Source organism: Amycolatopsis sp. cmx-4-83 (assembly GCF_046548815.1).
GTDB lineage: Bacteria > Actinomycetota > Actinomycetes > Mycobacteriales > Pseudonocardiaceae > Amycolatopsis > Amycolatopsis pretoriensis_A.
In genome coordinates this window covers 25570-49717 of record NZ_JAEBEF010000011.1, presented here as the reverse complement: position 1 = coordinate 49717, position 24148 = coordinate 25570, and the positions used below count along the sequence as shown (strand labels likewise).

24 protein-coding genes and 1 tRNA gene are annotated in these 24148 nt (G+C 71.3%); 8 read left to right on the top strand and 17 right to left on the bottom strand.

Annotation, left to right across the window (positions count from 1 at the left end; translation table 11 throughout):
• Positions 1 to 107 precede the first annotated feature (107 nt).
• Positions 108 to 824, top strand: a complete 717-nt coding sequence (locus tag ACLJQM_RS32330) for a cupin domain-containing protein (RefSeq protein WP_410634123.1) — start codon at positions 108 to 110, stop codon at positions 822 to 824.
• On the opposite strand, the gene ACLJQM_RS32325 is transcribed toward ACLJQM_RS32330, so the two are convergent.
• The 4 genes from ACLJQM_RS32325 to ACLJQM_RS32310 form a co-directional block, all read right to left on the bottom strand.
• Positions 817 to 1551, bottom strand: coding sequence for a hypothetical protein (locus tag ACLJQM_RS32325; RefSeq protein WP_410634122.1), 735 nt, complete (start codon positions 1549 to 1551; stop codon positions 817 to 819). The two genes, ACLJQM_RS32330 and ACLJQM_RS32325, sit on opposite strands and share 8 nt — an antisense overlap.
• A gap of 249 nt (positions 1552 to 1800) precedes the next feature.
• On the bottom strand, positions 1801 to 2112 hold the full coding sequence (locus ACLJQM_RS32320; RefSeq protein ID WP_410634121.1) for a hypothetical protein: 312 nt from the start codon (positions 2110 to 2112) through the stop codon (positions 1801 to 1803).
• 628 nt (positions 2113 to 2740) lie between these two features.
• Positions 2741 to 3547 (bottom strand): helix-turn-helix domain-containing protein, encoded by an 807-nt coding sequence (locus ACLJQM_RS32315; RefSeq protein ID WP_410634119.1) that lies wholly within the window; start codon positions 3545 to 3547, stop codon positions 2741 to 2743.
• Complete coding sequence (locus ACLJQM_RS32310) at positions 3540 to 4109, bottom strand: carboxymuconolactone decarboxylase family protein (protein ID WP_360769783.1); 570 nt, start codon at positions 4107 to 4109, stop codon at positions 3540 to 3542. The genes ACLJQM_RS32315 and ACLJQM_RS32310 overlap by 8 nt, the downstream gene beginning before the upstream one ends.
• Positions 4110 to 4607: 498 nt before the next feature.
• On the opposite strand from ACLJQM_RS32310, the gene ACLJQM_RS32305 reads away from it, so the two are divergent.
• Positions 4608 to 5735, top strand: coding sequence for an AI-2E family transporter (locus ACLJQM_RS32305; RefSeq protein WP_410634481.1), 1128 nt, complete (start codon positions 4608 to 4610; stop codon positions 5733 to 5735).
• Here ACLJQM_RS32305 and ACLJQM_RS32300 read toward each other — a convergent pair.
• The 4 genes from ACLJQM_RS32300 to ACLJQM_RS32285 form a co-directional block, all read right to left on the bottom strand.
• On the bottom strand, positions 5698 to 6543 hold the full coding sequence (locus ACLJQM_RS32300) for an alpha/beta hydrolase family protein (RefSeq protein WP_410634117.1): 846 nt from the start codon (positions 6541 to 6543) through the stop codon (positions 5698 to 5700). The two genes, ACLJQM_RS32305 and ACLJQM_RS32300, sit on opposite strands and share 38 nt — an antisense overlap.
• Before the next feature lie 39 nt (positions 6544 to 6582).
• Positions 6583 to 6711, bottom strand: a complete 129-nt coding sequence (locus tag ACLJQM_RS32295; RefSeq protein WP_360769778.1) for a hypothetical protein — start codon at positions 6709 to 6711, stop codon at positions 6583 to 6585.
• Positions 6712 to 7149: 438 nt separating this feature from the next.
• On the bottom strand, positions 7150 to 7482 hold the full coding sequence (locus ACLJQM_RS32290) for a MerR family transcriptional regulator (protein WP_410634115.1): 333 nt from the start codon (positions 7480 to 7482) through the stop codon (positions 7150 to 7152).
• Between the two features lie 2234 nt (positions 7483 to 9716).
• Positions 9717 to 9789, bottom strand: a tRNA-Asn gene (locus ACLJQM_RS32285).
• Between the two features lie 167 nt (positions 9790 to 9956).
• Here ACLJQM_RS32285 and ACLJQM_RS32280 point away from each other — a divergent pair.
• Positions 9957 to 10127 carry a hypothetical protein gene (locus tag ACLJQM_RS32280; RefSeq protein ID WP_166641722.1) on the top strand — a complete coding sequence of 57 codons (171 nt, stop codon included), beginning with the start codon at positions 9957 to 9959 and terminating at the stop codon, positions 10125 to 10127.
• Here the strand turns inward: ACLJQM_RS32280 and ACLJQM_RS32275 are convergent.
• The 3 genes from ACLJQM_RS32275 to dnaG are packed head-to-tail and all read right to left on the bottom strand — an operon-like array spanning position 10105 to position 13365.
• Positions 10105 to 10884: a trans-aconitate 2-methyltransferase gene (locus ACLJQM_RS32275; RefSeq protein ID WP_410634113.1), complete on the bottom strand. Its 780-nt coding sequence runs from the start codon at positions 10882 to 10884 to the stop codon at positions 10105 to 10107. The genes ACLJQM_RS32280 and ACLJQM_RS32275 overlap by 23 nt on opposite strands.
• A gap of 47 nt (positions 10885 to 10931) precedes the next feature.
• Positions 10932 to 11453: a hypothetical protein gene (locus ACLJQM_RS32270; RefSeq protein WP_410634111.1), complete on the bottom strand. Its 522-nt coding sequence runs from the start codon at positions 11451 to 11453 to the stop codon at positions 10932 to 10934.
• 1 nt (position 11454) lies between these two features.
• A complete protein-coding gene (gene dnaG, locus ACLJQM_RS32265) occupies positions 11455 to 13365 on the bottom strand; it encodes a DNA primase (RefSeq protein ID WP_410634109.1) in 1911 nt (636 codons plus the stop codon).
• 41 nt (positions 13366 to 13406) lie between these two features.
• Here dnaG and ACLJQM_RS32260 point away from each other — a divergent pair, with 41 nt between their 5' ends.
• Positions 13407 to 14360 (top strand): sigma-70 family RNA polymerase sigma factor, encoded by a 954-nt coding sequence (locus ACLJQM_RS32260; RefSeq protein WP_410634108.1) that lies wholly within the window; start codon positions 13407 to 13409, stop codon positions 14358 to 14360.
• Here ACLJQM_RS32260 and ACLJQM_RS32255 read toward each other — a convergent pair.
• The 3 genes from ACLJQM_RS32255 to ACLJQM_RS32245 all read right to left on the bottom strand — a co-directional run bounded on the left by ACLJQM_RS32255 (position 14332) and on the right by ACLJQM_RS32245 (position 17111).
• A complete protein-coding gene (locus ACLJQM_RS32255; RefSeq protein WP_410634106.1) occupies positions 14332 to 15102 on the bottom strand; it encodes a hypothetical protein in 771 nt (256 codons plus the stop codon). The genes ACLJQM_RS32260 and ACLJQM_RS32255 overlap by 29 nt on opposite strands.
• Before the next feature lie 62 nt (positions 15103 to 15164).
• Entirely contained in the window at positions 15165 to 15731 is a 567-nt protein-coding gene (locus ACLJQM_RS32250) for a carboxymuconolactone decarboxylase family protein (RefSeq protein WP_410634104.1), read from the bottom strand.
• Between the two features lie 21 nt (positions 15732 to 15752).
• Positions 15753 to 17111 carry an MFS transporter gene (locus tag ACLJQM_RS32245; RefSeq protein ID WP_410634103.1) on the bottom strand — a complete coding sequence of 453 codons (1359 nt, stop codon included), beginning with the start codon at positions 17109 to 17111 and terminating at the stop codon, positions 15753 to 15755.
• A 24-nt stretch (positions 17112 to 17135) separates the two neighbouring features.
• Here ACLJQM_RS32245 and ACLJQM_RS32240 point away from each other — a divergent pair, with 24 nt between their 5' ends.
• From ACLJQM_RS32240 to ACLJQM_RS32230, 3 genes are all read left to right on the top strand, one after another.
• Entirely contained in the window at positions 17136 to 17585 is a 450-nt protein-coding gene (locus tag ACLJQM_RS32240) for a MarR family winged helix-turn-helix transcriptional regulator (protein ID WP_247020908.1), read from the top strand.
• A gap of 51 nt (positions 17586 to 17636) precedes the next feature.
• Positions 17637 to 17810: a hypothetical protein gene (locus ACLJQM_RS32235; protein ID WP_410634101.1), complete on the top strand. Its 174-nt coding sequence runs from the start codon at positions 17637 to 17639 to the stop codon at positions 17808 to 17810.
• Between the two features lie 63 nt (positions 17811 to 17873).
• Positions 17874 to 19289: a protein kinase domain-containing protein gene (locus ACLJQM_RS32230; RefSeq protein WP_410634099.1), complete on the top strand. Its 1416-nt coding sequence runs from the start codon at positions 17874 to 17876 to the stop codon at positions 19287 to 19289.
• Position 19290: 1 nt separating this feature from the next.
• Here the strand turns inward: ACLJQM_RS32230 and ACLJQM_RS32225 are convergent, their stop codons facing one another.
• Entirely contained in the window at positions 19291 to 19824 is a 534-nt protein-coding gene (locus tag ACLJQM_RS32225; RefSeq protein ID WP_410634098.1) for a DinB family protein, read from the bottom strand.
• 49 nt (positions 19825 to 19873) lie between these two features.
• Between ACLJQM_RS32225 and ACLJQM_RS32220 the strand changes: the two genes are divergently transcribed.
• A complete protein-coding gene (locus ACLJQM_RS32220; RefSeq protein ID WP_410634096.1) occupies positions 19874 to 20557 on the top strand; it encodes an alpha/beta fold hydrolase in 684 nt (227 codons plus the stop codon).
• A gap of 4 nt (positions 20558 to 20561) precedes the next feature.
• Here ACLJQM_RS32220 and ACLJQM_RS32215 read toward each other — a convergent pair whose 3' ends face one another.
• Entirely contained in the window at positions 20562 to 22373 is a 1812-nt protein-coding gene (locus tag ACLJQM_RS32215; RefSeq protein WP_410634094.1) for a glycosyl transferase, read from the bottom strand.
• A complete protein-coding gene (locus tag ACLJQM_RS32210; RefSeq protein WP_410634092.1) occupies positions 22370 to 23458 on the bottom strand; it encodes a serpin family protein in 1089 nt (362 codons plus the stop codon). The genes ACLJQM_RS32215 and ACLJQM_RS32210 overlap by 4 nt, the downstream gene beginning before the upstream one ends.
• Between the last annotated feature and the right edge of the window lie 690 nt (positions 23459 to 24148).

Sequence of the window (24148 nt, the reverse complement as noted above, 5' to 3'; positions counted from 1 at the left end):
CCTTCTTCGGCTGGTTCGGCCTCAAGACACCGCGGAGGCGGCCGCTGTGACAGAGCATGACGTGGATCACTTGTTCTCTGTACCTACTAGTATGTACGGTGCTCGGCATGAAGCTCCGCCACACCCCCGCCGCCACCGCCGCCCCCGCCGACGCGGTCACCGGCAACGCGTGGATCACGCCACTGGCCACCCCCGAAGGCGCGTCACGCACGCAGGTCGACCGGGTGCACTTCGCCCCGGGCGCCCGCACCCGCTGGCACCGCCACCCGCTCGGCCAGGTCCTGGTCGTGACGGAAGGGATGGGCCACGTCCAAAGCCGCGGCGCAGAGCCCCAGCTGATCCGCCCGGGCGACACGGTCCGCGTGTCCCCGGGCGAGTGGCACTGGCACGGCGCCACCGACACGACACCCCTGACCCACCTGGCGATCGAGGAACTCCCGGCGGACGGCACCGCGACCGAACTCGGCTCGTTCCCGGACCCCGGCGAGCTCCCCGTCGCGACCCGCGCACTGGTGCTGGAGCAGCACCTCCCGGAACCCCGCGTGATCGACCACTTCGAGATCCGCCGCATCTCGATCGCCCCCGGCGGCGGCACGGGGCTGCACGTCCACAATGGACCGGTGTTCGGCAGCATCGAGAAGGGTTCGGCGGTGTACCAGATCGAGGGCGAACCCCCGATGCTGCTGACTCGCGGCGACGTCTTCTACGAGCCCGAAGCGAAGCGGATCGCACGGTTCGACGCGCAGGGCGAGGGAGTCACGTTCGTGGCCCACTTCCCCGCCGGCCCCGGCGAAACCCCGCGCCTGGACACGGTGACTACTTGACCGGCAGGTAGGCGGCGACGTCGGCGAGCGCGTCCAGGGTGCCCTGGTCGACGTGCCCGGCGGCGACGTCCGCCTCGGCGACCACCATCCCGTTGCCGTCGGCGCGGGACTCGTAGTGCAGCCCGGTCATCCGCAGTCCCGCGATCCCGAGAACGGCCGCGATGTCCAGCGGCCGAACGTCACCACTGCCCTGCACGGCCTCGACCGCCTCGAAGTCCTTCGCCTGCTTCTTCGAGCGGAAACCCACCCGCACCACCGAAACCACCGCGGCATTGCGGTGCCCGTCGCCGACGGCCAGCACCATCCGGTCCAGCGACGTGCACGGCGTCCGCGTCAGGAAATCGCGCACCTTGTCCGTCGCGGCCGCGACGCAATCCCCTTCCCGCTCGAGGCGCCGCACTTCCCGCTTGAGCTCCTTGAACTTCAGGCGGCTCCAGGCTTCCTTCGCTTTCCCCCGCTTCGCCGACTCCCGCGCCTCGGCCCGCCGCGTCTTGAGCGAACGCCCCGGCAGCGAGTCGACGACGTCCCCGGCAGCGTTCCCGGCCAGCGCCTCCAAGGCGGCACCACCTCCGCCGGCCGCCCCACCGAACGCTCCGACACCCCCGGCCCCACCCGCAACGGCCAGCGCGGCCACGGCCGCGACCACCACCCCTTTCCCCTTCCCCCCACCGGCCTTGATGAAGATCCGGCGCCTGTCCTTCGTGATCCAGCGACCCTGTTCCGCCACGCAAGCTCCCCTCGTCGCACCGCGTCAACGCACCGCCGGCAGGGGAAGTTGCCCACCGGACCACAATGGACGGCAACTGTCCCTGATCTGTCCAGTCCGCCACTGGTCACTTCCCGCCGGCTCCCCGTCCGCGAGCCCGAAGAGCTGCTCCGCGTGGCCGTGGGTGATCTTCTCCCGGTCTTCGGGCGCGAGGGCCAGTCCGTCGAGGAACTCCCGCGAGGCCGAGGAAGGGGTAGTCGGCCGACCAGATCACCCGGTCGAGGCCCACCTCGGCGCGGATGAAGCCGAACTGGGGGCGGTGGAACATGCCGCTGGGGTGACCCGGACGTTCGAGCGGTAGACCTCGGTGATCGTCCGGGACAGACCGGTGTCGCCCGATGAGAGGACGTCGTCCAGGCGGCTGAGGAAGAAGGGGATCGAGGCGCTCACGCAGGCCTCGTAGGGACTGCTCGCGGTCGCGGCCGCCGGCATCAGCCAGAACAGGGCGCCGGCGCCGTCGTGGGGCGCGGTCCAGCACGTCGCGATCGCGGTGCGATCCGGTGAAGACCCCGGCCCGCTCACGAACTCCGGTGGGTGCGGTAACCACGATCACGGAGGAGGACTCTCCTCGATGAGGAACCGAAGTAAACTCTACCGAACCGTATACTTCGGGAGGATGCCGTGGCCCGACGCGGAGCGGCGCTGCGCGAGCACATCCTCGATACTGCGAAAGCGGCGTTCCTGGAGGACGGCTTCGAGCGGACCTCGATGGACGCGATCGCCGCGCGGGCGGAACGTCGAAGCGTTCCCTGTACGCGCACTTCCCCGCCGAGTACTCGGCGCAGCCGGCGGAAGCGGTCGTGCGGTATTGCGAGCGCTTCATCCAGCTGTTGCGGTGGTCCTCGGCAGCCCGGACGCTCCGCCTCGGCATCGGAAGCCGAGGCGGCGGACGAGCTGCTCGGCCTCGTCACCCACCCGGCCCTGCCCAGGCCGCTGTTCGGCATCGATCCGGTGGTGGACGAGGTGCCGGAGAAGACCCGCTCGGCGGAGGACGTCGACCTCGACCGGATCAGGCACCTGGTCCGCACGGTGATGCCGCGACCGGCTGGACTCGGACAGCACGGACGCGCTCGTCACCTTGCGTACGACACCGACCGCCGCGAGGCCTCGCGCGATGGCCGCGATCGGGCCCGGTGCCCAGGCGACCCGGTCACTTCCCGGACGGCTCGGCCAGTTCGCGGGCGCGTTCCCGGGTCTCGTCGTTCATCGGGAAGAAGCACTCGATGCGCAGTTCCTGCAGCGTGACGTCCTGCGGCGTGCCCAGCGTCGTCACCGTGGAGAAGTAGTCGAACCGCCGTCCGTCGCGCTCGTACCGGATCGGCACGATCGGCAGGACCGGGGCCGTCGCGTCCACCACGCGCAGGTGCGACGGCACGCCCGGGTAGTCCAGGACTTCGTCGAGGATCTCCTGCGCCCGCTCGTCGAGGACGCCGCCGATCGCCTCTCGCCGGGCGCGCCGCACCAGGGCCTCGGCGACCTCCGGCCAGTTCGTCACCTGGCGGCGCACGCCGTCCGGGTGGAACATCCGGCGGAGCACGTTCGCCGCCCCCGGCGGGCTCTTCGGCTGCCCCTTCTGGAGGAAGGCGAAGAACCGCCGGGCGGCGGTGTTGGTGTGCCGGATGTCCCAGCCGCGGTCCATCACCAGCGCGGGGAACGGCTCCTGGTGCAGGAGGATGGTCCGCAGCGCTTCCCGCACGGCGACCAGGGACGGTGCGTCCCATGCGGACTCCGGGTATTCGGGCGAGAAGCCGGCGCTGAGCAGCAGCGTGTTGCGCTCCCGCAACGGAACGTCGAGGACCTCCGCGAGCTTCAGCACCATGGCGCGGCTCGGGTTCGCCCGTCCCGTCTCGACGAAACTCAGGTGGCGCACCGACACGGCGGCCTCGGCGGCCAGCGCCAGCTGGCTCAGCCGCCGGACACCGCGCCAGTGTTTCAGCAGGGGACCCACCTCAGGCACCCGTCGAGTATCCCGTCTTCCACGCGTGGGGCCGCACGGCGTCCTCCAGCGGCGGCTTGGCGAGGCCGGCGCTGTAGTTCGTCATCGCCGAGATCGCCACGCCGGTGAGCACCTCGAAGACCTGCGCTTCGGTGAAGCCCGCCGCCTTGAACGCCCGTACCTCCGCGTCGTCGACGTGGCCCCGCTTCTCGATCAGCGACCGGGTGAACGCCGACAGCGCCGCCATCCGCTCGTTCGGCGGCACTTCGCCCCGGCGGATCGCCTCGACCACGGCCGGCTCGACGCCGTCCTGGATCGACTCGAGCGTGTGGAACGCCACCGCCCACTCACTGCGGTTCGCGACCGCGTTGGACAGCAGCAGGACCTGCCGCTCGTCCGCGCCGAACGTGCCCCCACCCCGGAAGTGACCGAAGGCGGAGAAGAAGGTGTTGATCAGCGCCGGTGAGTTCGCCATGAGCCCCGCGCCGGCGGGAACGAAACCGAAAGCGCTTTCGAGTGCCTCGAGCGCCTCTTTCGCGGCTTCGTCGGCGGTGTCAGCGGTGTGGATCTGGTGACGGGTCATGGCTTGAAGTCTGCGGCCTCCCGTGCGCCGAACCAATTCCCTCCGAGGTAAACATCGCCGAACTTCGCCGAGGCACGTCACTCACCGCCTTCGGCAATCGGCTCCCGTGCTTCGCGCCGGACAAACCGGGCAGGGCCGCCGTACTCGGCCCTGCGGGCGTCGGACCTCGTCGTACCCCGGCGGGACCGGCACCGTCATGGTCCACTGTGGACAAGAGGAGCCGGCAGCCACCAGGCACGTGCCAGGCCTCGGGTGATCGCGCCGGAACGGACACCGCGGTACGGGCGCTGAGTGCCATTCGCGTAACGGCCGGCCTTCGGCCGGTTCGATTTCGGCAGGATGGCTACTCTGCCCGCGGTTGAGTCCCCAGCCGATCACCAGCGCGTGAACCCGTCACGTCGAACGCGCCGGCCTTCCTCCACGCACCCCCCGGTGCGAGACAGAACGGTGCCCATGACCTCACCATCCGATCCCGCGGCCGAAGGACACCACCCGCTGGTGGGCCAACCTCACAGCGACGACGAAGAGGGCACGGTCGCCGAGGCCGAAGCCGAAGCCGCGCAGATCAGCACTCGCGAACAACCGCTGGGCGGAATCGGCAAGCGGCTCGACCGCCGATCACCGTTCTTCATCGGCATGACCGCCGCCGCCGGGGTCGCCGTGACCTACGGGCTGATCCAGCTCCTCGCCGGCGCCGAGCAGATCCTCGTCCTGGTCGGGCTCGCGCTGTTCCTCGCCATCGGCGCCGAACCGGCCGTCTCGTGGCTGGTGACCCGCCGCTTTCCGCGCTGGCTCGCCGTCACCACCGTCTTCGTCGTCGCCTTCGGGGCCGTAGGCGGATTCCTCGCCGCCGCGATCCCCGTCATCGTCGAACAAGCCACCGCGCTGGTCCAGCAGGCCCCGGAGTACCTCCGCGAAGCTCAGGACCACAACACCTTCCTCGGCCGCCTCAACGAACGCTTCCACCTGCAGCAAGCGATCGAGTCGTCCTTCAGTTCCGGCGGTGCCCTCACCAGCGGTGTCCTGGGCGCCGGGAAAGCCGTCTTCAACATCGTGACCGACACGCTGATCGTGATCGTCCTCACCATCTACTTCGTGGCCGACCTGCCCCGCATCCGCGCCACGATGTACCGGCTCATCCCGCACTCCCGCCGGCCGCGGGCGATCCTCATCGGCGACGACATCTTCGCGAAAGTCGGCGGCTACGTCCTGGGCAACCTGGCCGTCTCGGTGATCGCCGGCGTACTCACACTCATCTGGCTGCTGATCTTCGGCGTCCCCTACGCCGCACTGCTGGCGATCGCCGTCGCGGTGCTCGACCTCATCCCGGTGGTCGGATCCGTGATCGGCGGCGTCCTGGTGAGCCTCGTCGCCCTGACCGTTTCGCTGCCGGTGTGCCTGGCCACGGTGGGGTTCTTCGTCGTCTACCGGCTCGTCGAGGACTACCTGCTGGTGCCGAAGATCATCGGGAACGTGCTCAAAGTGCCCGCGCTGATCACCGTCGTCGCCGTCCTGCTCGGTGGCGCGCTGCTCGGCGTCATCGGCGCGCTGGTCGCCATCCCCGTCGCCGCGGCGATCCTCCTGCTGGTCAAAGAGGTGCTCTACCCCCGACTCGACCAAGCGTGACCCGCCCATTGCGAGCTGCCTCGGGGACGTGGTGCCGGAACCACGTGGTCAGGCCGGCGTCCACCTCACGAGCCGGCGGCAGCTGAGGTGCGGGCTCGAGGCCGGGCTCGTCGGCGAGCGGATGCGCCAGTCCGGGGATCGACAGCAGCTGGGACCGTTCACCCATCGCACCGACGAGGTCCGACGCGTCGGCGCGCAACGCCGGGTGGTCCAGCTCGCCGCTGACGACCAGCAGCGGGGCGCGACCGGCGACGGCACCCGCCTTGGCGACGAAGTCGAGGCTGTCGACGACCTCCTCGGACTCGGCGTCGTACCGGTAGTCGCCGGGGAAGAGGCCGACGACGGACCGCATCCGGATGGCGGCGTTCACGATCGCGCCGGCGAAGACCGGGATCTCGGTATCGGCAAGGACCCGCAGCGCGACGGCCCCGCCCAGCGAGCCGCCGAGCACGCCGATCGGGCCGTCGTCGACCGGCAGCTGCGCCCGGATCGACTCCAGCGCGGCCGGGAACTCCTCGGTCGCCTGCACCACGATCGGGTACAGCGCGGCCATCAGGACGTCCTTGCGGAGCAGCTCCAAACCGGCGTCCATGCTGCCGTCCACCATGCGCGCCCCGCACATCGGCAGGCCGAGGTGCACCCGCCACGCGGGCAGCTCGTTCATCGGCAATGCGGCGGCGAACGCGGCGTCCGACCGCGGCGCGTCCAGCATGTGCCAAGTGACGATCAGCGAAGTGGCGCCTTCGTCGGCCGGCGCCAGGGCCGTGAACGGCACGCCGGCGGCCACGCCCATGATCGGTGGATGCATGCGGCCACCGTAGGTCGACGGCCACGTACCGGGAATCGTTTACGCCACCAGCGGAACCAGGACTTCGCCGTCGACGCGGACCGGCTCGCCCGCCGCGGGCTGGGCGAGGGCCAGGTCCGGAACGTTCTGGTCGCCGCGCGGGAAACCGTGGCCGACGCCGTCGAACACGGCGACTCCCCCGGCGGCCTGATCCGGCTCCGCGCCACCCAGCGTTCACGACCGAGGTCGGCGTCCACCCACCGCGACCGGCGCGGTCGACCGGTTCCGGTCCGGTGGCCGTCGATCACCGTTGCTGCTGCCCGTGCCGAAGATCAGTGGTTTCACCGAGCTCGTCGGGTGCCGGGCATCGCCCCCGCGGTCGGCCGTCGCCAGGACGGCGTTGACGACACGATCGGCGGGTGGCCTGATCGCGAGGCCCGGATGCCGGGAAGAACACGGCGAGGGGGTCCGTGTGGGCGAACGCTGGCCCACCACCATCAACGTGCACGTTTGCTCGTCACCGAGGCGACGATGAGCCGGGGTACTCGCGGGGCAGTGCGTTCGGTGAAACGGGAGGCCCGATCGTGAACCGTTTCTCCCGCTTCGCGGCCGATTTCGATGTGCAGCTCAGTGACCGGCGCGGAGTTCGGTGTTGACGCGCCGGGCTTCGTGGAGCTGGTCTTCGAGGCTGATGATGCGGCAGGCGGCGTCGATGGCGGTGCCCTGATCGACCAGTTCCCGTACGCGGGCGGCCAACCGCAGCTGGGACCGCGAGTAGCGGCGGTGCCCGCCGGCGGAGCGCTGCGGCGTGATCAGCCCGGCTTCGTCGAGGCTGCGCAGAAAACTTTGGGTGGTGCCGAGCATGTCCGCCGCCCGGCCCATGGTGTAGGCCGGGTAGTGCTCGTCGTCGAACTTGTCGGCCGCGCCGGGCGTGGCCGGTCCTTGCTGGTCAGGAATCATTCCACCTCCGCATCACAAAGGACCCCGGGTGCCGCGAACGGCACCCGGGGTCCTCAAGGGTTGGGTTTCACCATTGTCAACCGGCGCGACCGCCGGCTTCCTGCACCCGCGTCCGACCGAAAACCGGATTACGCGGGGATCGCTGACTCGTGACCGAGCACCACCTCCGAACTCGATGGAACTACGGCACCCGCGCGGCACTACGCGGCCGCTGCGGGCGATCCAATGATGGCTCCGTTCCCTTCTTTCCTCGGTGTTCCACTTTCTCGGTACTGCAACTTCAGGTACTGCAACTTCACTTGCCACGGACGTCACCGCCAGAACCCTTCCACTGATCGGTCCCAGCACGCTGACGCCGCTGGTCACTGCCCGGAGCCCCGTTCACTGATCGGCTCCGGCCACCTGACCGGTCCTGCCACTGCACTTGCACAACAACTACCGATACTGCTGATCTTCACGGGCGCACGCACTCCACCCGCGTCCTGCAACTACTGCGTCCCAGAGGCCGGTACTACCTGATCAAACCTTCTTCACAACCCGGCCCCGGGTTACTGCTTCCGGTCACCAGCCGAAACCTTGTTCCGTGATCGGCTCCGCGCTGCCTGACCGCCTTGTATCACCTCGCGGGTAGTTACGTCCTCTCCCGCGCCTGCTTGACGTTGTCTCTCTCGCTACGAGAAGAACACTACACACACCCGCCACCCAATGTCTACCTCAGCCACCACAGATTTTCTGGCGCGCCCCGAAGCGGCAGCGAAGGAAGAGGGACGACCGTGAGTGACGAGGCTGTCCAAGATCCACTCGGGCAGGCCGGGGCCTACGCGGCGGCGGAGCTGCTCGGGCAGTTGGCGCAGTTCGATCCGCACAGTGCGGTGAACCAGCCGGCCGCATCCCCGGCCTGCCGGCTCTGCGGCCGCCTCGGCGCCTCACCAGACATGGATCGGCAGAAAGGAGGTGCGGCCGGCGAGGGTGGCGTCGGACGGAGCGACTCCTGACGAAGATTCCCCACCGGCCGGCTGCGGCCGCCGAAGCGGAACAGCGTGCGCTGGAGGAACAGATCACGATCTCCTCCGCACCCAGGCGCGAGGCACAACGCTGCTCGCGGACCAGGACGCGGCCGCCGATCGGCTTCCGGCAGTCCAAGCCGCGCTCCGGGTGACCGAGCCGGCCGGCGGTCACGACGGCCCGCACACCCGCCCGGGCCCGGGTTGCCGCAGCGCAGCCGACTCCGCGCGGGTGACCGATGAGGCGATCGAGGAAGTGCTCGGCAACTCCGAGGCGGAACGCGAGAAAGGTGGCGGGCATCGTCGCGCAGTTCCGGCGGGCCGCGCCGGTGCCGCCGAGGACACCCCACGCCGGCCGGAGCCCGAGTGCTGATCATCGCCAGGTCCTCGCCGGCGGACACGGCGAGCCGGGCCACGTCCCCTGCGCGCCCTCGCCGCGAGGTGGCCTTCGGGACGCCCGCCTGCCCGGTCACCATCGCCGGCGACCAGGCGCGGCCCCAGGACCACGTCTTCCGGGCAGTACCGCGACCTCCACGAGAAGGTCACGCCCCACGTCGCCATCCTCGGTACCGAGCTCGCGACGATCGCGATCCTCGTCGCCGAGACCCGGGTCGAGGAAATCCACCTCTTCGACGGCGACGAGCTCCAGCAGCACAACGCGTTCTGCACTCCGGGCGCGCTGTCCATGGCGGAGTCGGCCGAAGCCCACAGCAGGGTCGGCTACTCGGCGTCCACCAACTCGAAGCCCGGCGACGACCAGCGGCGACGCGAAGAAGGTGATCGTGACCGCACTCGGGGAGCGCGGGATCCCCTTCGCCGACTGCGGCGTGGGCCGCTACCGGTCGACGACGTGCCGCCGGGCAGATCCGGATCACCACCAGCACCCCGGAGCGCCGGGAGCCTGCCGGCACACACGTACCGTTCTCCGACGGAGAGCCGATTCTGGGCGGCGTCATCCACATCGGCCTCGCGTGCGCCACCGGGATCTCGTTCTCCGCGGGTAAGCCGACGACCGGAGCCTTCGAGCAGAAGCCGGTCAGATTCGGCTTCGTCGTCCAGAATCCGCAACGTCACATCCTCGGCGTGCCCCACCCATCGACCCCCACCCGAGCGCACATCGCTCGTCACCGAACACCGTGCCCACCGCCCCGCCTTGACCGATCGTCAAGGCGGACATCGAATCCCCAGCTCCGGGTAGCAAAAAAGCCCAGGTCGTCGACCTGGGCTTTGCTCCCCCGCTTGGACTCGAACCAAGAACCCTCCGGTTAACAGCCGAATGCTCTGCCAGTTGAGCTACAGGGGAATGTTGCTCACTTCCGGTGCCGGTCTCTCCGACCGACAAGAGAAACCTTAGCCCATGCCCCGACCCCGTCTCACACCACCCCCCACTTGGCGCAACCGCCACCGGCGGCGCGGTTTTCCTGGACAATGGACAGTCGGACGACCTATCGACGGAAGGCGTGGACGCGGATGAAGAAGTTCCTGCTGGGGGCAGGCCTGGGGTACGTACTGGGCGCCAAGGCAGGCCGGGGGCGGTACGAGCAGCTCGTGCGCACCTACCGCCGGGTCGTCGATCACCCCATGGTGCAAGGGGCCGCCGGGGTGGCGCGCGCCAAGATCAGCGAGAAGGTGCGGCGCTGACCTGGGCCACGAAGAACACGCGGCGGAACTCGAACCACGTGGTCCCGTCCGCGCGGGTGGGATAGGCCGACGCCAGGAGCGGACCCAGTTCCGCGCGGAACCGGCCCCATTCGTCGTCCGCCAGAGCTGCGCGGATGGGGCGCAACGCCGTGCCGGTGATCCATTCCAGCACGGGGTTCTCGCCCCGCAGCGGCTGCGCGTACGTCGTCTCCCAGGCGTCGACGGTGCAGCCCGCGTCGGTCAGGAGGTTCGCGTATTCGAGGGGGCTCGAGACGGCGTCGTCTTCGCGCAGGACGACCTCGGCCAGGCGTGACGACCAGGCCGGGGACGCCGCCAGTTCCCGCGTCAGCGCGTGCGAGGGCGCGTTGAAGTTGCCCGGCACCTGAACCGCCAAGTAAGCGCCCGCAGGCAGCGACTCGGCCCACCGGCGAAGCAACGAAGAGTGGTCCGGCACCCACTGCAGCACGGCGTTCGACACCACGACGTCGGTGTCCGGCGCCGGCGTCCAGTCGCGGACGTCGAGCACCCGGGCGTCCAGGCCTCGGGCGCGGGCGGCGGTCACCATTTCGGGTGAACTATCACCGCATTCCAGGGCTGCGTCGGGCCAGCGTTCCCGCAACGAGATGGTCAGGTTGCCCGGGCCGCACCCGAGGTCGACCACCCGGCGCGGCGCAGGAGCGCCGACGCGCGAGACGAGGTCGTAGAACGGCCGGGCCCGCAGGTCGGCGTAGTCGAGGTACTTCGCGGGATCCCACACAGTCGCCTCCAGCAAACAGTACGCTTGTACTGAGTACGAGCGTACTGCTATTCGGTGGGGTTGACCAGCTTCGCGGCGGCCTGCTCGGCGATGGCCTCGACCACTGCGGCGTCGGTGCCGGGGTCCGGGCGGACCTGCAGGACCGCGCCGTCGCGGCCGGGGATCTTGCGCTGGACGAACCACGCTCCCCCGGACCCGATCTCCTGCCGGTGCCGCGAGCGGATCGAACCTTCGACGCGCTGGTAGGCCTCGCGCGGCACCTTGCCCGGCTCGGCCAGCCGGAAGCGGACCGGCGGCCGGTCAGCCAGCACGACGGCCGCCCCCGCCGTGCGCACCTCGGCCGACTCGGTCAGGGTGAACACGCCGTCGGACCAGGCCGCCTTGGCGACCAGGTGCCAGCCGACGCGCCGCGCGCCGTCGCCGTCCGGGATCCACAGGCCCAGCGCCGTCACGACCAGGTAGCCGCCGCCCTCCACCGGAGCGCTGTCGACGACGTCTTCGCCCGGGTCCAGGGCACCGGTGAAGTCCGGCGGTGTGCGGTCGCCCAGCAACCGGCGCAGGAAGCTCATCTCAGCCCCACGCGCCGGCGGCCGCCTGCTCGCCCAGCGACTTCTTGTACTGCTCCAGCGCGACGAGGTCGCCGAACAGCGCCCGGTAGTCGTCCGGCGCTTCGACCGGCGAGAGCCGCTGCAGCTTGCCCTTGATCTCCGCGATCTGCCGCCCGACGAGGCTCTCCTGCACCCGCGCGAGGATCGACGAGATGTACCGCGAGTCGACTTCGTCCTTGGCCTGCAACGGTTCCACGGCCAGCTCCGAGAGCACCCGCCGCACCGTCCCTTCCGGACAGTGCGGGGCCGCCGCGTCCAGCAGCGCCGGGCCGGTCAGCCCGGAACCCGCGCCGCCGGCCTTCAACACCGCCTCGTGGACCGCCATGTACACCGGGTGCGTGAACGCCTCCAGCGGCAGGGCGTCGTACTCGGGCCCGGCGATCGCGGGCTGCTGCAGCGCCGCCTTCAGCGCCTCGCGCTGGACGGCGAACCGCGGGTCCTTCGGCGCCGGGCGCGCCAGGTCCTGCTTCGGCGCGGCCGGGGCGGCCTGCTGAGCGCCGCGCGCGGGCTGGCGCAGGGGCGCACCACCGCGCTTGTCGGTCGCGCCCGCGCTGCCGCGCACCCGGTTGACCACCTGGGCGACGTCCTGCCAGCCCACCCACCAGGCGAGCTTCGACGCGTAGCCGTCGCGGGCCGCGCGGTCCTTGATCGACGCGACCATCGGCACCGTCTTCTGCAGCGCCGCGACCTGGCCGTCGACCGAGTCGAGGTCGTAGTTCTTGAGCGTGCTGCGGATGACGAACTCGAACAGCGGGGTGCGCCGCGCGACCAGGTCCTTCACCGCGCTGTCGCCCTTGGCCAGGCGCAGCTCGCACGGGTCCATGCCGTCCGGCGCGACCGCGATGTACGTCTGGCCGGCGAACGTCTGGTCGCCCTCGAACGCCTTCAACGCGGCCTTCTGGCCCGCTTCGTCGCCGTCGAAGGTGAAGATGACTTCGCCGCGGAAGGCGTCGTCGTCCATCATCAGCCGGCGGAGCACCTTCATGTGGTCTTCGCCGAACGCCGTGCCGGATGACGCGACCGCGGTCGGCACGCCGGCCGCGTGCATCGCCATCACGTCGGTGTAGCCCTCGACGACGACCACCTGGTGCCGCTTCGCGATCTCGCGCTTGGCCAGGTCGAGGCCGAACATGACCTGGGACTTCTTGTAGATCGGCGACTCGGCGGTGTTGAGGTACTTCGCCGAGATCCGGTCGTCGTCGAACAGCCGCCGCGCGCCGAAGCCGACGACCTCGTTGCCGACGTCGCGGATCGGCCAGACCAGGCGCCGGTGGAAGCGGTCCATCGGGCCGCGCTGGCCCTCCTTGGACAGCCCCGCCGTCAGCAGCTCCTTGACCTCGAACCCGCGCGTGAGCAGGTGCTTCGTGAGCTTGTCCCAGCCGCCGGGGGCGTACCCGCAGCCGAACGTCTTCGCCGCGGCGGCGTCGAACCCGCGCTCGGACAGGAAGTCCCGCGCGGCGCGCGCCTCGTCGGTGACCAGCTGTTCGGCGTAGAACTCCTGCGCGGCCCGGTGCGCCTCGATCAGCCGGCTGCGGCTGCCGCGGTCGCGCTGGATCGTCGCGCCACCGCCTTCGTAGGTGAGCCGGAGGCCGACCCGGTCGGCCAGGCGCTCGACGGCCTCCACGAAGGTGATGAGGTCGATCTTCTGGACGAACTTGATCACGTCGCCGCCCTCGCCACAGCCGAAGCAGTGGAAGGTGCCGTGCGTCGGGCGGACGTTGAACGACGGGGTCTTCTCGTTGTGGAACGGGCAGAGGCCCTTCAGGCTTCCGCCACCGGCGCGGCGCAGCGCCACGTACTCCCCGACGACCTCGTCGATCCGGTTCCGCTCGCGCACCTCCGCGATGTCGCTCTCCCGAATCCGTCCTGCCACGTCATCCACTCTAGTCGTGCCGGTTGCGGCACACTCGGGGCATGGCCTCCACGCCCACCGCCCAGGACACCCTCGCCGCGGAGTTCGCTGCGCACCGCGATCACTTGATCGGGGTCGCCTACCGGCTGACCGGCACGCGCGCCGACGCCGAGGACGCGGTCCAGGAGTCCTGGCTGCGGCTGGCCGGGCTCGACGACGCCGGCCGCGCCGCCATCCGCGAGCTGCGGGGCTGGCTGACCACCGTCGTCGGCCGGATCTGCCTCGACCGGCTGAAGTCGGCCGCCGCGCAGCGGGAGCGCTACGTCGGCAACTGGCTCCCGGAGCCGGTCGTCACGCCGTTCGGGCAGGCCGTCAGCGAGGACCCCCTCGACATCGCGGTCCGCGACGACGGGCTGCGGATGGCCGCGCTGGTCGTGCTCGACAAGCTGACCCCGGAGCAGCGCGTCGCCTTCGTCCTGCACGACGCCTTCTCGGTGCCGTTCGCCGAGATCGCGGACGCGCTCGGCGTCTCGGTCGAGGCCGCGCGCCAGCACGCGTCCCGCGGCCGCAAGGCCCTCGCCGACGCCGACCCGGCGCCGCGCGTGCCGCTGGACGACCAGGCGAAGATCCTCGAGAAGTTCGTCATCGCCCTGCAGGCCGGCGACATCCGGGCGATGACCGAGCTGCTGGCCCCGGACGTCGTGCTCATCGGCGACTCGAACGGCAAGGGCCGCACCGCCCGCCAGCTCATCCTCGGCCCGGACAAGATCGCCCGGTTCTTCGTCGGCCTCACCCGCAAGTACGCGCCGGGGATGGCCGAACGCGGCGCTCCGGTGCTGGTCAACGGCGACCTGGGGATGTACCTGCCGCCGATGCCGGGTCGCGACGGCTTCCTCGCGCTCGACGAGCACGTGCAGTCGGTCAGCATCCGCGACGGGAAGATCGTGGCCATCTACGACGTGGTCAACCCGGACAAGCTGGCCCGCATCACGCGTCCCGCCGCCGCGCACGAATGATCCCCGCGGCCAGCAGGAGGACGGCGAAGGCGCCGAAGTAGGCCAAGGCCCAGCCCGGGGGCAGCGGCGAGTCGGACAGCACCGCGGCGTTGCCCCCGTCGCGGCCGGCGTTCGCCTCGCCGGAACCGCTCAGGAACTTCGCGACGGCGTTCAGCGGCAGCCACCGGTGGATCGCCTGCCCGGCCCGCGGGATCAGCTGGACGACGTTCTCCGCCATCAGCGGGTAGGCGACGAGCACGGCGACCGCACCGGCGGTGTGGCGCACGAGCAGGCCGACGCCGACCCCGCAGACCGCGGCCAGCGCGAACACCGGGCCGGTGCCGGCGACGATCGTCCAGTCCGCGACGCTGTCCAGCGCCAGGTCGGCGTCCGGGGCGAGCACCCGCGCGACCAGCCAGGCCGTGAACGCGGCCGCTTCGCCGATCCCGAACGCGTACCCGGCGACGAGCGCGGCCTTGGCCACCAGCACCGGCGTCCGGCGGGGTACCGCCTGGAAGGTGCCGTGGATCGTGCCGGAGTGGTATTCGCTCGTCACCGCGAGCGCGCCCAGGACCAGCACGGAGACCAGCGCGAGCTGGTGGCCGAACTGGGTGCTCGCGACGGTGGGCGGCAGCCGCGACTCGGTGGCGGTGAGCGCCGTGAGCGCGGCCGGGAAGGCCAGCGCGACGAGCGCGAAGAGGCCGCACACCCAGGGCGTGGCGATGCTGAAGAGCTTGATGCGTTCACTGGCGACGAGGTGCATGCGGGAACGGTCCCGCGGCGGACCCCGGCGGCGCGTCCGACCGGGGTCCGATTCCCGGTATCCTACGGGAGCGGGATGCGGCAGGCGGCACCCGAGGTGAAGCCCTGGTCGACGATGCCGAGCGCGCTGTTCATCCGGGCGCGGGAGTTCTCCAGCGCGATCTGGTAGGTCAGTTCGACGACGCCTTCGCGGCCGAATTCGCGCTCGAGCTCGGCGACCTGCTCGTCGGTCACCGTCACCTGCGCCGCGGACATCGCGTCGGCGTAGGCGATCGCGAGCCGCTCCTGGTGGCTGAACGCGGGCGACGTCGCGTAGTCGTCGATCTGCTTGAGCCGTTCGATGTCCAGGCCGTCGTGCTTCTGCAGCATCGTGCCGAAGTCGACGCACCACGAGCAGCCGATGCGGGTCGCGACCCGGTAGACGGCGAGTTCGCGGACGTTCACCGGCAGCTTCTTGGACGCGCGCTCCACCAGCAGTTCGTGTGTCATGTTCGCGCGCAGCAGGCCGGGGTGGTGAGCGACGACCGCCATCGGCTCGGGCACGGCGCCGTAGCGGCGGCCGGCGATCCGGTAGAACAGCTTGAGGACCGGCCCGGCTTCGGTGGTCTTCTTCGCGGTGATGCGCGGCATGTCCGTTCTCCTTCGTCTCGGTCACGAGGGGGACGAGACGGCTTCGGAAGACGTGACAACGGGCGAGGTGAGCCAGGCCACGGCCATGACCGCGGCGGCGCCGGCGAACACCGCGGTCAGGCCCGGCGCGGCCAGCCCGCCGGTCGTGGCCAGCGCCAGCCAGCCGAACACCGCGGCGCCGGCCAGGCCGCCGGCCTGCCGCGCGAAGGTCAGCGAGCCCAGTGTGACGCCCAGCAGTGCGCGGTCCGCCCGCGTCTGGCCCAGCACCGTGTAAGCGGACGTGCAGACGGCGAACGCGGCGCCGGTCGCGAACAGCCCCGGGACCAGCAGCCACGGCGCACCGTTCAACGCGGCCGCGACGGCGATCGCGGCGAGGCCCACCACGCCGAGCAGGCAGCCGAAGCGGCCCCACGCCGTCATTTCCGGGTGCCGCCGCGCCAGTGCGGCGAAGGACGCGGAGAGCGTGAGCTGCCCGGCGGTCATCGCGACGAGCAGCAGCCCGGTACCGGCCGCCCCGGCCCCGAGCGAGGCGACCAGCGCCACGTAGGTGAAGGTGCCGTAGAGCGCGGCGCCCGCCAGGCCGTTGACCACCACCGCGCGCTTGAGAACGGCGTCCGCGAAGACCTTCGGGGAGATCAACGGGCTCGCCGCGCGACGCTGCCTGCGGACGAACGAGAAACCGGCTCCGACGGCGGCCACGACCAGCAGCGGTGTCCACAGTGGACTCCGAGCGAGCCCTTCGAACGTGCCGAGCGCGACCACCGCGGAGCCCGCGACGGCCAGCAGCGCACTGCCTGGTACGTCGAACTTCTCCCTGGTGCCACGGGATTTCGCGGGCAGCCCACGCCACCCGAGCAGGAGGGTGGGCACGCACAGCGGCAGGTTGACCAGGAAGATCCACCGCCAGCCGGGACCGGCCGCGAGCAGCCCGCCCAGCGGCGGCCCGCCCAGGGTCGCGGCCGCGAAGACGGCGGTCTGCCAGCCCTGGCGGCGCAGCAGCTCGTCGCGTTCGAACAGCTCGCCGAGCGCGCTCATCGCCGTGACGATCAGGCCGCTCCCGCCCAGCCCCTGCAGCGTGCGGGCGGCGATCAGCGACCCGACGTCGGGTGCGGCGGCGCACCACGCGGACGCGGCGGCGAACACGAGGACCGACACGGCGAAGGACGTCCGGCGGCCGTGGAGGTCGCCGAGCCTGCCGTGCAGCGGCGTCGCGACGGTGACCGTCAGCAGGCCGGCGGCGGTCACCGCGACGAGGCCGGTGCGCGCGTGCAGGTCGGCGCCGATCGAAGGCAGGGCCGCGGTGACGATCAGGCCGTCGAGCTGGGCCATGGCCATGCCGAGCAAGAGGCCGGCGAACGCGAGGTTCCGAGATGCGTGCATAAAGCACACGTTATAACGTGCCTTGTGCACACATCAAGCGACGGCGGCCCCGCCCTCTTCCGCCTGGTCCGCCACTGGGCCCGCCAGTGGGCGCCGGACGTCGTCGAGCGCTTCGCCGCCGACGCGCCGCCGACGTGGACGGTGCCGAACCTCTTCGTCATCCAGGCGGTCGACGGCGCGGCGGCCGACGAGGTCACCGTCGCGGACGTGGCCCGCCAGCTGGGCATCGACCGCTCGGTGGCCAGCCGGATGACGACCGAAGCGGCCCGCGACGGCTTCGTGACGCGCTCGACGTCGACCCGCGACGCGCGCCGCGCGGTGCTGACGCTGACCGACGAGGCCAGGGCGTTCCTCGCGGCGTCTCAGGCCCACCAGCGCCAGGCGTTCGAGGCGCTGGTGGGGCACTGGCCGGCCGAGGACCGCGACCGGTTCGCGGGCTACCTGAGCCGGCTCGCGGGCGAGGTCCTCGGCTGAGACCGGCCACCGTCTTGTGATCACGGCGCGAAGCGGCTTGGGTGGGCGGGTATGGACCCGGCTCACCCGACAGTGCTCCCGCGGATGGTGGTGCGCGACGTCGTCGCCACCGTCGCGTTCCTGCGCACGGTGTTCGGCGCCACCGGCGAGACCGAGAGCGGGCGGCGGGCGATGGTCCGCGCCCCCTTCGGCGACGTCTTCCAGATCGCCCAGCGCCGCAGCTGACCTTGTAACGCGGTGCCGGTCGCGCGGCGACTCCGTGGCGTAGTCCGCCTGCGAAGGAGCCCCGTGAACCCGGAATTCGGGCCGTACCTCATCGAACGGCCGATCGCGCGCGGCGGCATGGGCGAGGTCCTGCGCGCCCGCGACACCCGGCTGGACCGGGTCGTGGCGCTGAAGGTGCTGCCGCCCCACCTCGCCGCCGACGAGGAGTACCGCGAACGCTTCCGCCGCGAAGCGCACGCCGCGGCCCGGCTGCGCGAGCCGCACATCGTGCCGATTCACTCGTTCGGGGAAATCGACGGCCGCCTCTACCTGGACATGCAGCTCGTCGAAGGCGAAGACCTGGCGACCCGGCTGAGCACGCGCGGGCCGATGGACCCGGCCGAAGCCGTCGACGTCGTCGGCCAGATCGCCCAGGCCCTCACCGCCGCGCACGCCGAAGGCCTGGTCCACCGGGACGTCAAGCCGTCGAACATCCTCCTGACCAGCACCGGTTTCGCCTACCTGGTGGACTTCGGGATCGCGCGGTCGCAGGAGTCGGCGACCGGCCTGACCGGCGCGGGCGCGGCGATCGGCACGCTCGACTACATGGCGCCCGAGCGGTTCACCGGCGCCCGGCCCGACCAGCGCGTCGACGTCTACGCGCTGGCGTGCGTGCTCCACCAGTGCCTGACCGCCACCAAGCCGTTCGCCGCGACGACGGCCGCGTCCCTGCTCCACGCCCACCTGAACCAGGCGCCGCCGCGGCCGAGCCTGCTGCGCACGGGCATCCCCGCGGCGCTGGACGGCGTCGTGGCCCGGGGCATGGCGAAGAGCGTGGACGACCGGTACCCGACCACCGCGGCGCTCGCGGCGGGTGCACGCGCCGCCCTCGGCCCGCCGCGCGAATCCGCTCCCCCGCCCGCGGTGACCCGGGCCTTCACGAGGGTCGGACCGGAGGTCGCGCCGCGGAGCCGGACCGGGCTGCTGGTCGCGCTCACGATCGTCACGGTCCTGCTGCTCGGCGGGGCCGGCGCGGTGATCGCGCTGCCCGCCCTGCTCGCACGGACCCCGGCCGGGACCCCGACGTCGGCGCCGCTCGCCGCACCGGTTCCGGTGCCGGTCCGCACGACCACGCCGGCCGCGGAGACGACCGTGCCGGTCGCGGTGACCACGGCCGGTCCGAGCCGGCCCGCACCGGGTGATCTCGCCGGGTTCGTCGTCCACTACTACAGACTGCTGCCGGACACCGACGCCGGCTGGGCGCTGATCGGGCCGAACCTGCGGCTGCGGACGCGCGACAGCTACGACAAGTTCTGGAGCAGGTTCAGCGGCGCCGAAGTCGTCGGGACGCCCGCGGTCGAGGGCAGCACGGTGACCGCGCGGATCCGGCTGCACTACCGCGACGGCCGCCCGGCCACCACCGAAACGCACGTCCTCGGGCTCGCCATGCGCGACGGCGAGCTCTGCGTCGACTCCGACACCCCCGCCAAGAGCCGGTGAGCTACTCGCCCGTACTGCCGTCGACCGACTCGCGGATGAGATCGGCGTGGCCGTTGTGGCGGCTGTACTCCTCGATCATGTGCACGAGGATCCAGCGCAGGGTCGGGGTGCCGCCGTCGCGCAGCGAGCGCCGGGCCCGCCGCGCCAGGTCGCCGTTCGCCTCCCGCACCGCCGCCCGCGACCGCTCGACCGCTTCCTCCCACAGCAGGCGAAGCTGCTCCGGGGTGTCGTCCGCGGCGGAATCCCAGTCCCAGTCCGGGGTCGCCGCCCAGTCGACCGCGTCGAACGGCGGCATCCGGTCGTGGTCGGACCACACGAACGAGAACCAGTTGTCCTCCACGTAGGCGAGGTGCTTGAGCAGTCCGCCGAGGGTCATCGTGGACGGCGGCACCGTGGCGCGCAGACCGGCCGCGTCCAGGCCGGCGCACTTCCAGGCCAGCGTCGCGCGGTGGAAGTCGAGGAAACCGAGGAGGGTAGCGGCTTCGTCGCTGTCGTAGGGCGGTTCGGGCCGGCCCTGGTCGTCCACAGAGATCACGGACGCCGACTCTACCGAAATTGTCGGACCCCTCCGCTAGGTTCCGGTCATGGCTCAATTCGTACTGGTTCCGGGCGCCTGGCTCGGTTCGTGGGCGTGGGACGAGGTGGTCCCGCGCCTGCGCGAGGCCGGCCACGGCGCCCACGCGGTGACCCTGTCCGGCCTGGCCGAGCGGCGTGACGCGCCGGTCGGCGGGCAAACGCACGTCCAGGACATCGTCGACGTCGTCTCGCGCAACGACTTGCGGGAGGTCGTGGTGGTGGGGCACAGCTATTCGGGGATCCCGGCCGGCCAAGCGGCCGAACGGATCGGCGACCGGCTGAAACGGGTGGTGTTCGTGGACTCGAACGTGCCCGCCGACGGCGAGTCCTTCACTTCCCACTGGTCCGCCGAGCGCGTCGCCGAACTCACCGCGCGGGGGTTCTGGCCGGCCTTGACGGCGGAAGACTATGCGGAGCAAGGGCTTTCCGGCGAGGCGATCGCCCGGATCGTCGGCGGCTCGACCCCGCACCCCGCGGCGTCGCTGACCGATCCGGCCGTGCTGTCCCGTCCGCTCGGCGAACTCCCGGCGACGTACCTCAAGTGCCTCCTCGACGGGGACACGCCGAGCCCGGACGTCGTCTCACTGCTGGAGAGCGACCGGTGGGAGCTCGTGGAGCTCGACACCGGTCACTGGCCGATGTTCTCGCAACCCGAAGAGCTGGCCCGGATCCTGCTGGCGGCGGCTTCGTGAGGAGTCACGGCGTCAGCGGGCGCACGTCCCAGACCCACACGCCGCCGACGAACTCGGCGGGCTTGCGCAGCAGCAGTTCCACTGTGGACTTGAGGGCTTCCTGGTTCTGCCGCGGGCCGACCACGAGCACGTCGGCCTTCCAGTAGCGCAGGTCGTCCAAGGCCTGGGTGCGGTCCGCTTCGGTGACGTTCGCGGCCTGGCCGGTGCGCTCGACCTCCGCGAACAGGTCCGACGTCGGCCGCGGGACGGCGCCGTACCGGCCGCGGCGGTCGTCCGCCGACGTCGGGCCGACGAAGTAGCCCTCCGGCATCGGGTACCCGAGGCCGGCGTCGACCTGCCAGTGCAGCGGTTCGGCCTCACCGGTGCTCGGCAGCGGCACGGGCACCAGCGAGCCGCCGGGGGCGATGTACTGGCGCCAGATGCCATCGGCGAAGAAGGGCGGTGAAAGCGGGCGCTGGTGCGTCACCAGTTCCGTCGGCGCGATCGGGAGGAGCACGGCGATGACGGCGCCGACCCAGAGCATCTTCAACGGGAAGCGAGGTTTGTCTTCGAGCGGGTCCGGCAGCTCGGCCGCCGCCGTCCAGACGCGGTGCGTCGCGATCGCGAGGAGCCCGCCGACCAGGGGGATGCAGCCCATCGCGAGCCGGGACTCGATCAGCGAGTCCAGCAGCGGCAGCTGACCCAGCCACTTCCACAGCCCCGGGACGCCCGTGTCCTGGTGCGCCACCGTGATCTCGACACCGAGGGAAAGGAAGGCCATCACGTACATCGTGATCGCGAGCGCTCGCGAAACGACGTCGCGCCAGAGCCAGATCGTGAGCACGACCATGAGCACGACCAGCGGCCAGCCGAAGAACGCGTTCTCCTCGGTGCGGTTCATCGACACGTCCGCGGCGGCCTCCGGCGTGCCGGCGATCGACTGCGTCGCGAAGCGCGTGAGCGCCGCGGTGTCGTTGCCCGCCGCACCGTGCAGCAGCGAATGGAAGCTGTACGGGCCGAAGAACTGCCAGTACAGCGGAAATCCGGCGATGAGCAGCGCGACCAAGGCACCGATGCCGACACCCTTGCCCAGCGGCGCCAGCATGCCGCGGATTTCCGCGCGGCGCGGGATGAGGTAGCAGATCGCGAAGACGACGAAGGTGAGCGCGAAGATCGCCAGCGGCTCCTCGCCCAGCAGGATCTGCCACGCGACGAGGACGCCGAGCACGATGCCGTTGCGCACCGGGCGTTCGCCGTGCGCGATCTGGATGGTCTTGAGCGCGATGAACGGCATCACGAACAGCACGACGAAGTTCGGGTGAGCGTTGCCGTGCGAGATCATCGGCGGGGCGAAGCCGCAGAAGGCACCGCCGATCGCGGCCGCCGTCCGGTTCGGCACCAGGTGGCGCGAAAACACCCAGTACCAGCCGAACGCGGTGCCGGCGAGGCCCGCGGTCAGCACGATGGCCCAGGTGAGCGTCGCGCCGAAGGTCAGCGTGATGGGCGCGAGCGGGATGTTCAGGCCGAACATCGCCGCGTTGGCCGCCATGTTCACGCCGAGCGGGTAGTTCTGCAGGTCGGTGGTGAACGGGTTCTGGAAGTGCAGCACGGACTTCGCGACGACCGTGGAGTACCACTCCCACTGGCTCTGGTCGGACGCGCCGTTCCAGAGGTAGCCGCGGTCGAGGTCGAACCACAGCCCGTTGTAGAGGAGGATCGTGAAGAGCAGGAAGCCGGCGCCGATCGCGGTGTCCTGCCACGCCCAGCGTCTCGGGCCGGTGGGTGCTTCGGGGGCGGGCGGGACGAGCTCGGGGACGGCTTCGGACTTCAAGCTCACGGTTCGACCACCCTGGCGAAGAAGTAGAGGGCACCCGTGGCGGCGTGCCGGACCAGCAGCAGGAACGGCCGGTCCACCGCGACGGCGACCGGTTCGTCGATGATCATCGAGGTGAGCCGCATCGTCAGCGCGGTCGCCGCGGCCCCCTCGAAGCCTTGTTCGTCGACGCGCAGCACGGCCTGGTGCAGCACCTCGGAGACGGTGAGCCGCGGGTCCGGAGAAAGCCCGGAAAGATCGGCTTCGTCGCTGAACATGGTGTGCACGCCGAGCCCGCGCAGCACACCGGTCAGCGAGCTGGGCACGTCGAGTGAAACTTTCGGGAGCGCGAGCTCCACCGGCTTGAAGCGGATCTCACCGAGCAGGCTCGCGAGCTTCGCTTGGTCGAGCGCGGCTTCGGCGTCGGCGAGGTCGCCGTCGGGCAGCAGCACGACGGCCTGCAGCCCACCGCCGGCGACCAGCTGCACGGCTTGCCAGCCGTTCGCGTGCGCGTAGCCGAGGCTCTCGCTGAGCCACATGGTCGGCACGTCGCGGGTGCCGGAGGGCGCGTGGAAGGACGCGTCGGCGGTGTTGGCCTCACGGAACGGCAGCCGCCAGGCGGCCTTCAGGTACAGCGCGTTGACCAGCACGGCGGCGACGTCCCGATCGATCGACCCGGGCGGCAGCAGCTGCGGGATCAGCCCCCGCGTGGTCCGCCCGACATCGTCGTTGATGAGCGCCCGCGCGGCCTCGGGCTCCTTTTCGAAGGGCGCACCGGCCACAGCGGCCCCGGGCCACCCGGCAAGCTCGGCCTTGAAGGAGTCCTCGAGCGGCAACCGGTCATCGGCCCACAGCGTGTTGGCGACGGCCAGTTCGGGCTGCTCACCACGCTCTTCCCCGAGCTGAGCGGCCTCCCGCAGCAACCCGGCCTGCTCACCGACGTCCCCGAGCAAGCCGACAAGCTCTTCCCTGGTCCGCCCCCGCGCGGCGATCGCGGCGAGGGTGAGCGCACTGGCCACCGAATAAGGCGAGAAACAGCTGTTCCCGCCCTCGGCACCGAGGGCCCGGTGAACGGCGAGGGCGAACCGGAGGTGGCTGTCCGTGGCCATGCGGGCGAGACTACCGGACCGGGTAACCCCACCGGGCCCCCACGCAGAACTCCGACCACCGGTGACAAATCCCCCACGGGCCGACGCGGAGCCGGGTGCTAGTGCCGCTCCCCCGAATGCCGGGCCGGGGTAACCGCCGGTGAGCGGAAGACCGGCGCACGCTCGGGACCCGCGCAGGTGATCCCGGCGCAGACGTGAGGCCGACCGGCCCGCGCGTGACCTCGGCGCCGAGCCCGTCCACCGCCGCGTACGTGATCTCGGGCGCCGACCCGCCGGGCCTGACCGGCGACCACCGCCCGCGCACCCGCCCGCCGGAGCTCAACTCAAGCTGCCGGGCAGACCGGCCCACCCCGGCCAGACCGCCTGCCTCGGCGGCCGGCCGCGGGCCAAGCGCAGGGCTCGCGGGAGTGGTCCTCGCCGCGAGTCGCGGACTCGCGACGACAAGACCGGCATGAGCCAGAGCCGACTCGCGCTCAAGGAGGCAGCGCCCACCGGAGAAGGCGGCTCCCACCCAGGGAAGCGGCTCGCGTTGCAGACAACCCACGCCTAGGGAGGCGGCTCACGCCAGAAGGCAGCCCGCGCCGAGGGAGGCAACTTCAGCGCGGGGAGGCCGCTGGCGCATAGGGAGGCAACTCGCACCCAGGCGAGCGGCTCGCGCCAGAAGACAGCCCGCACCCAGAGGGGTCACTT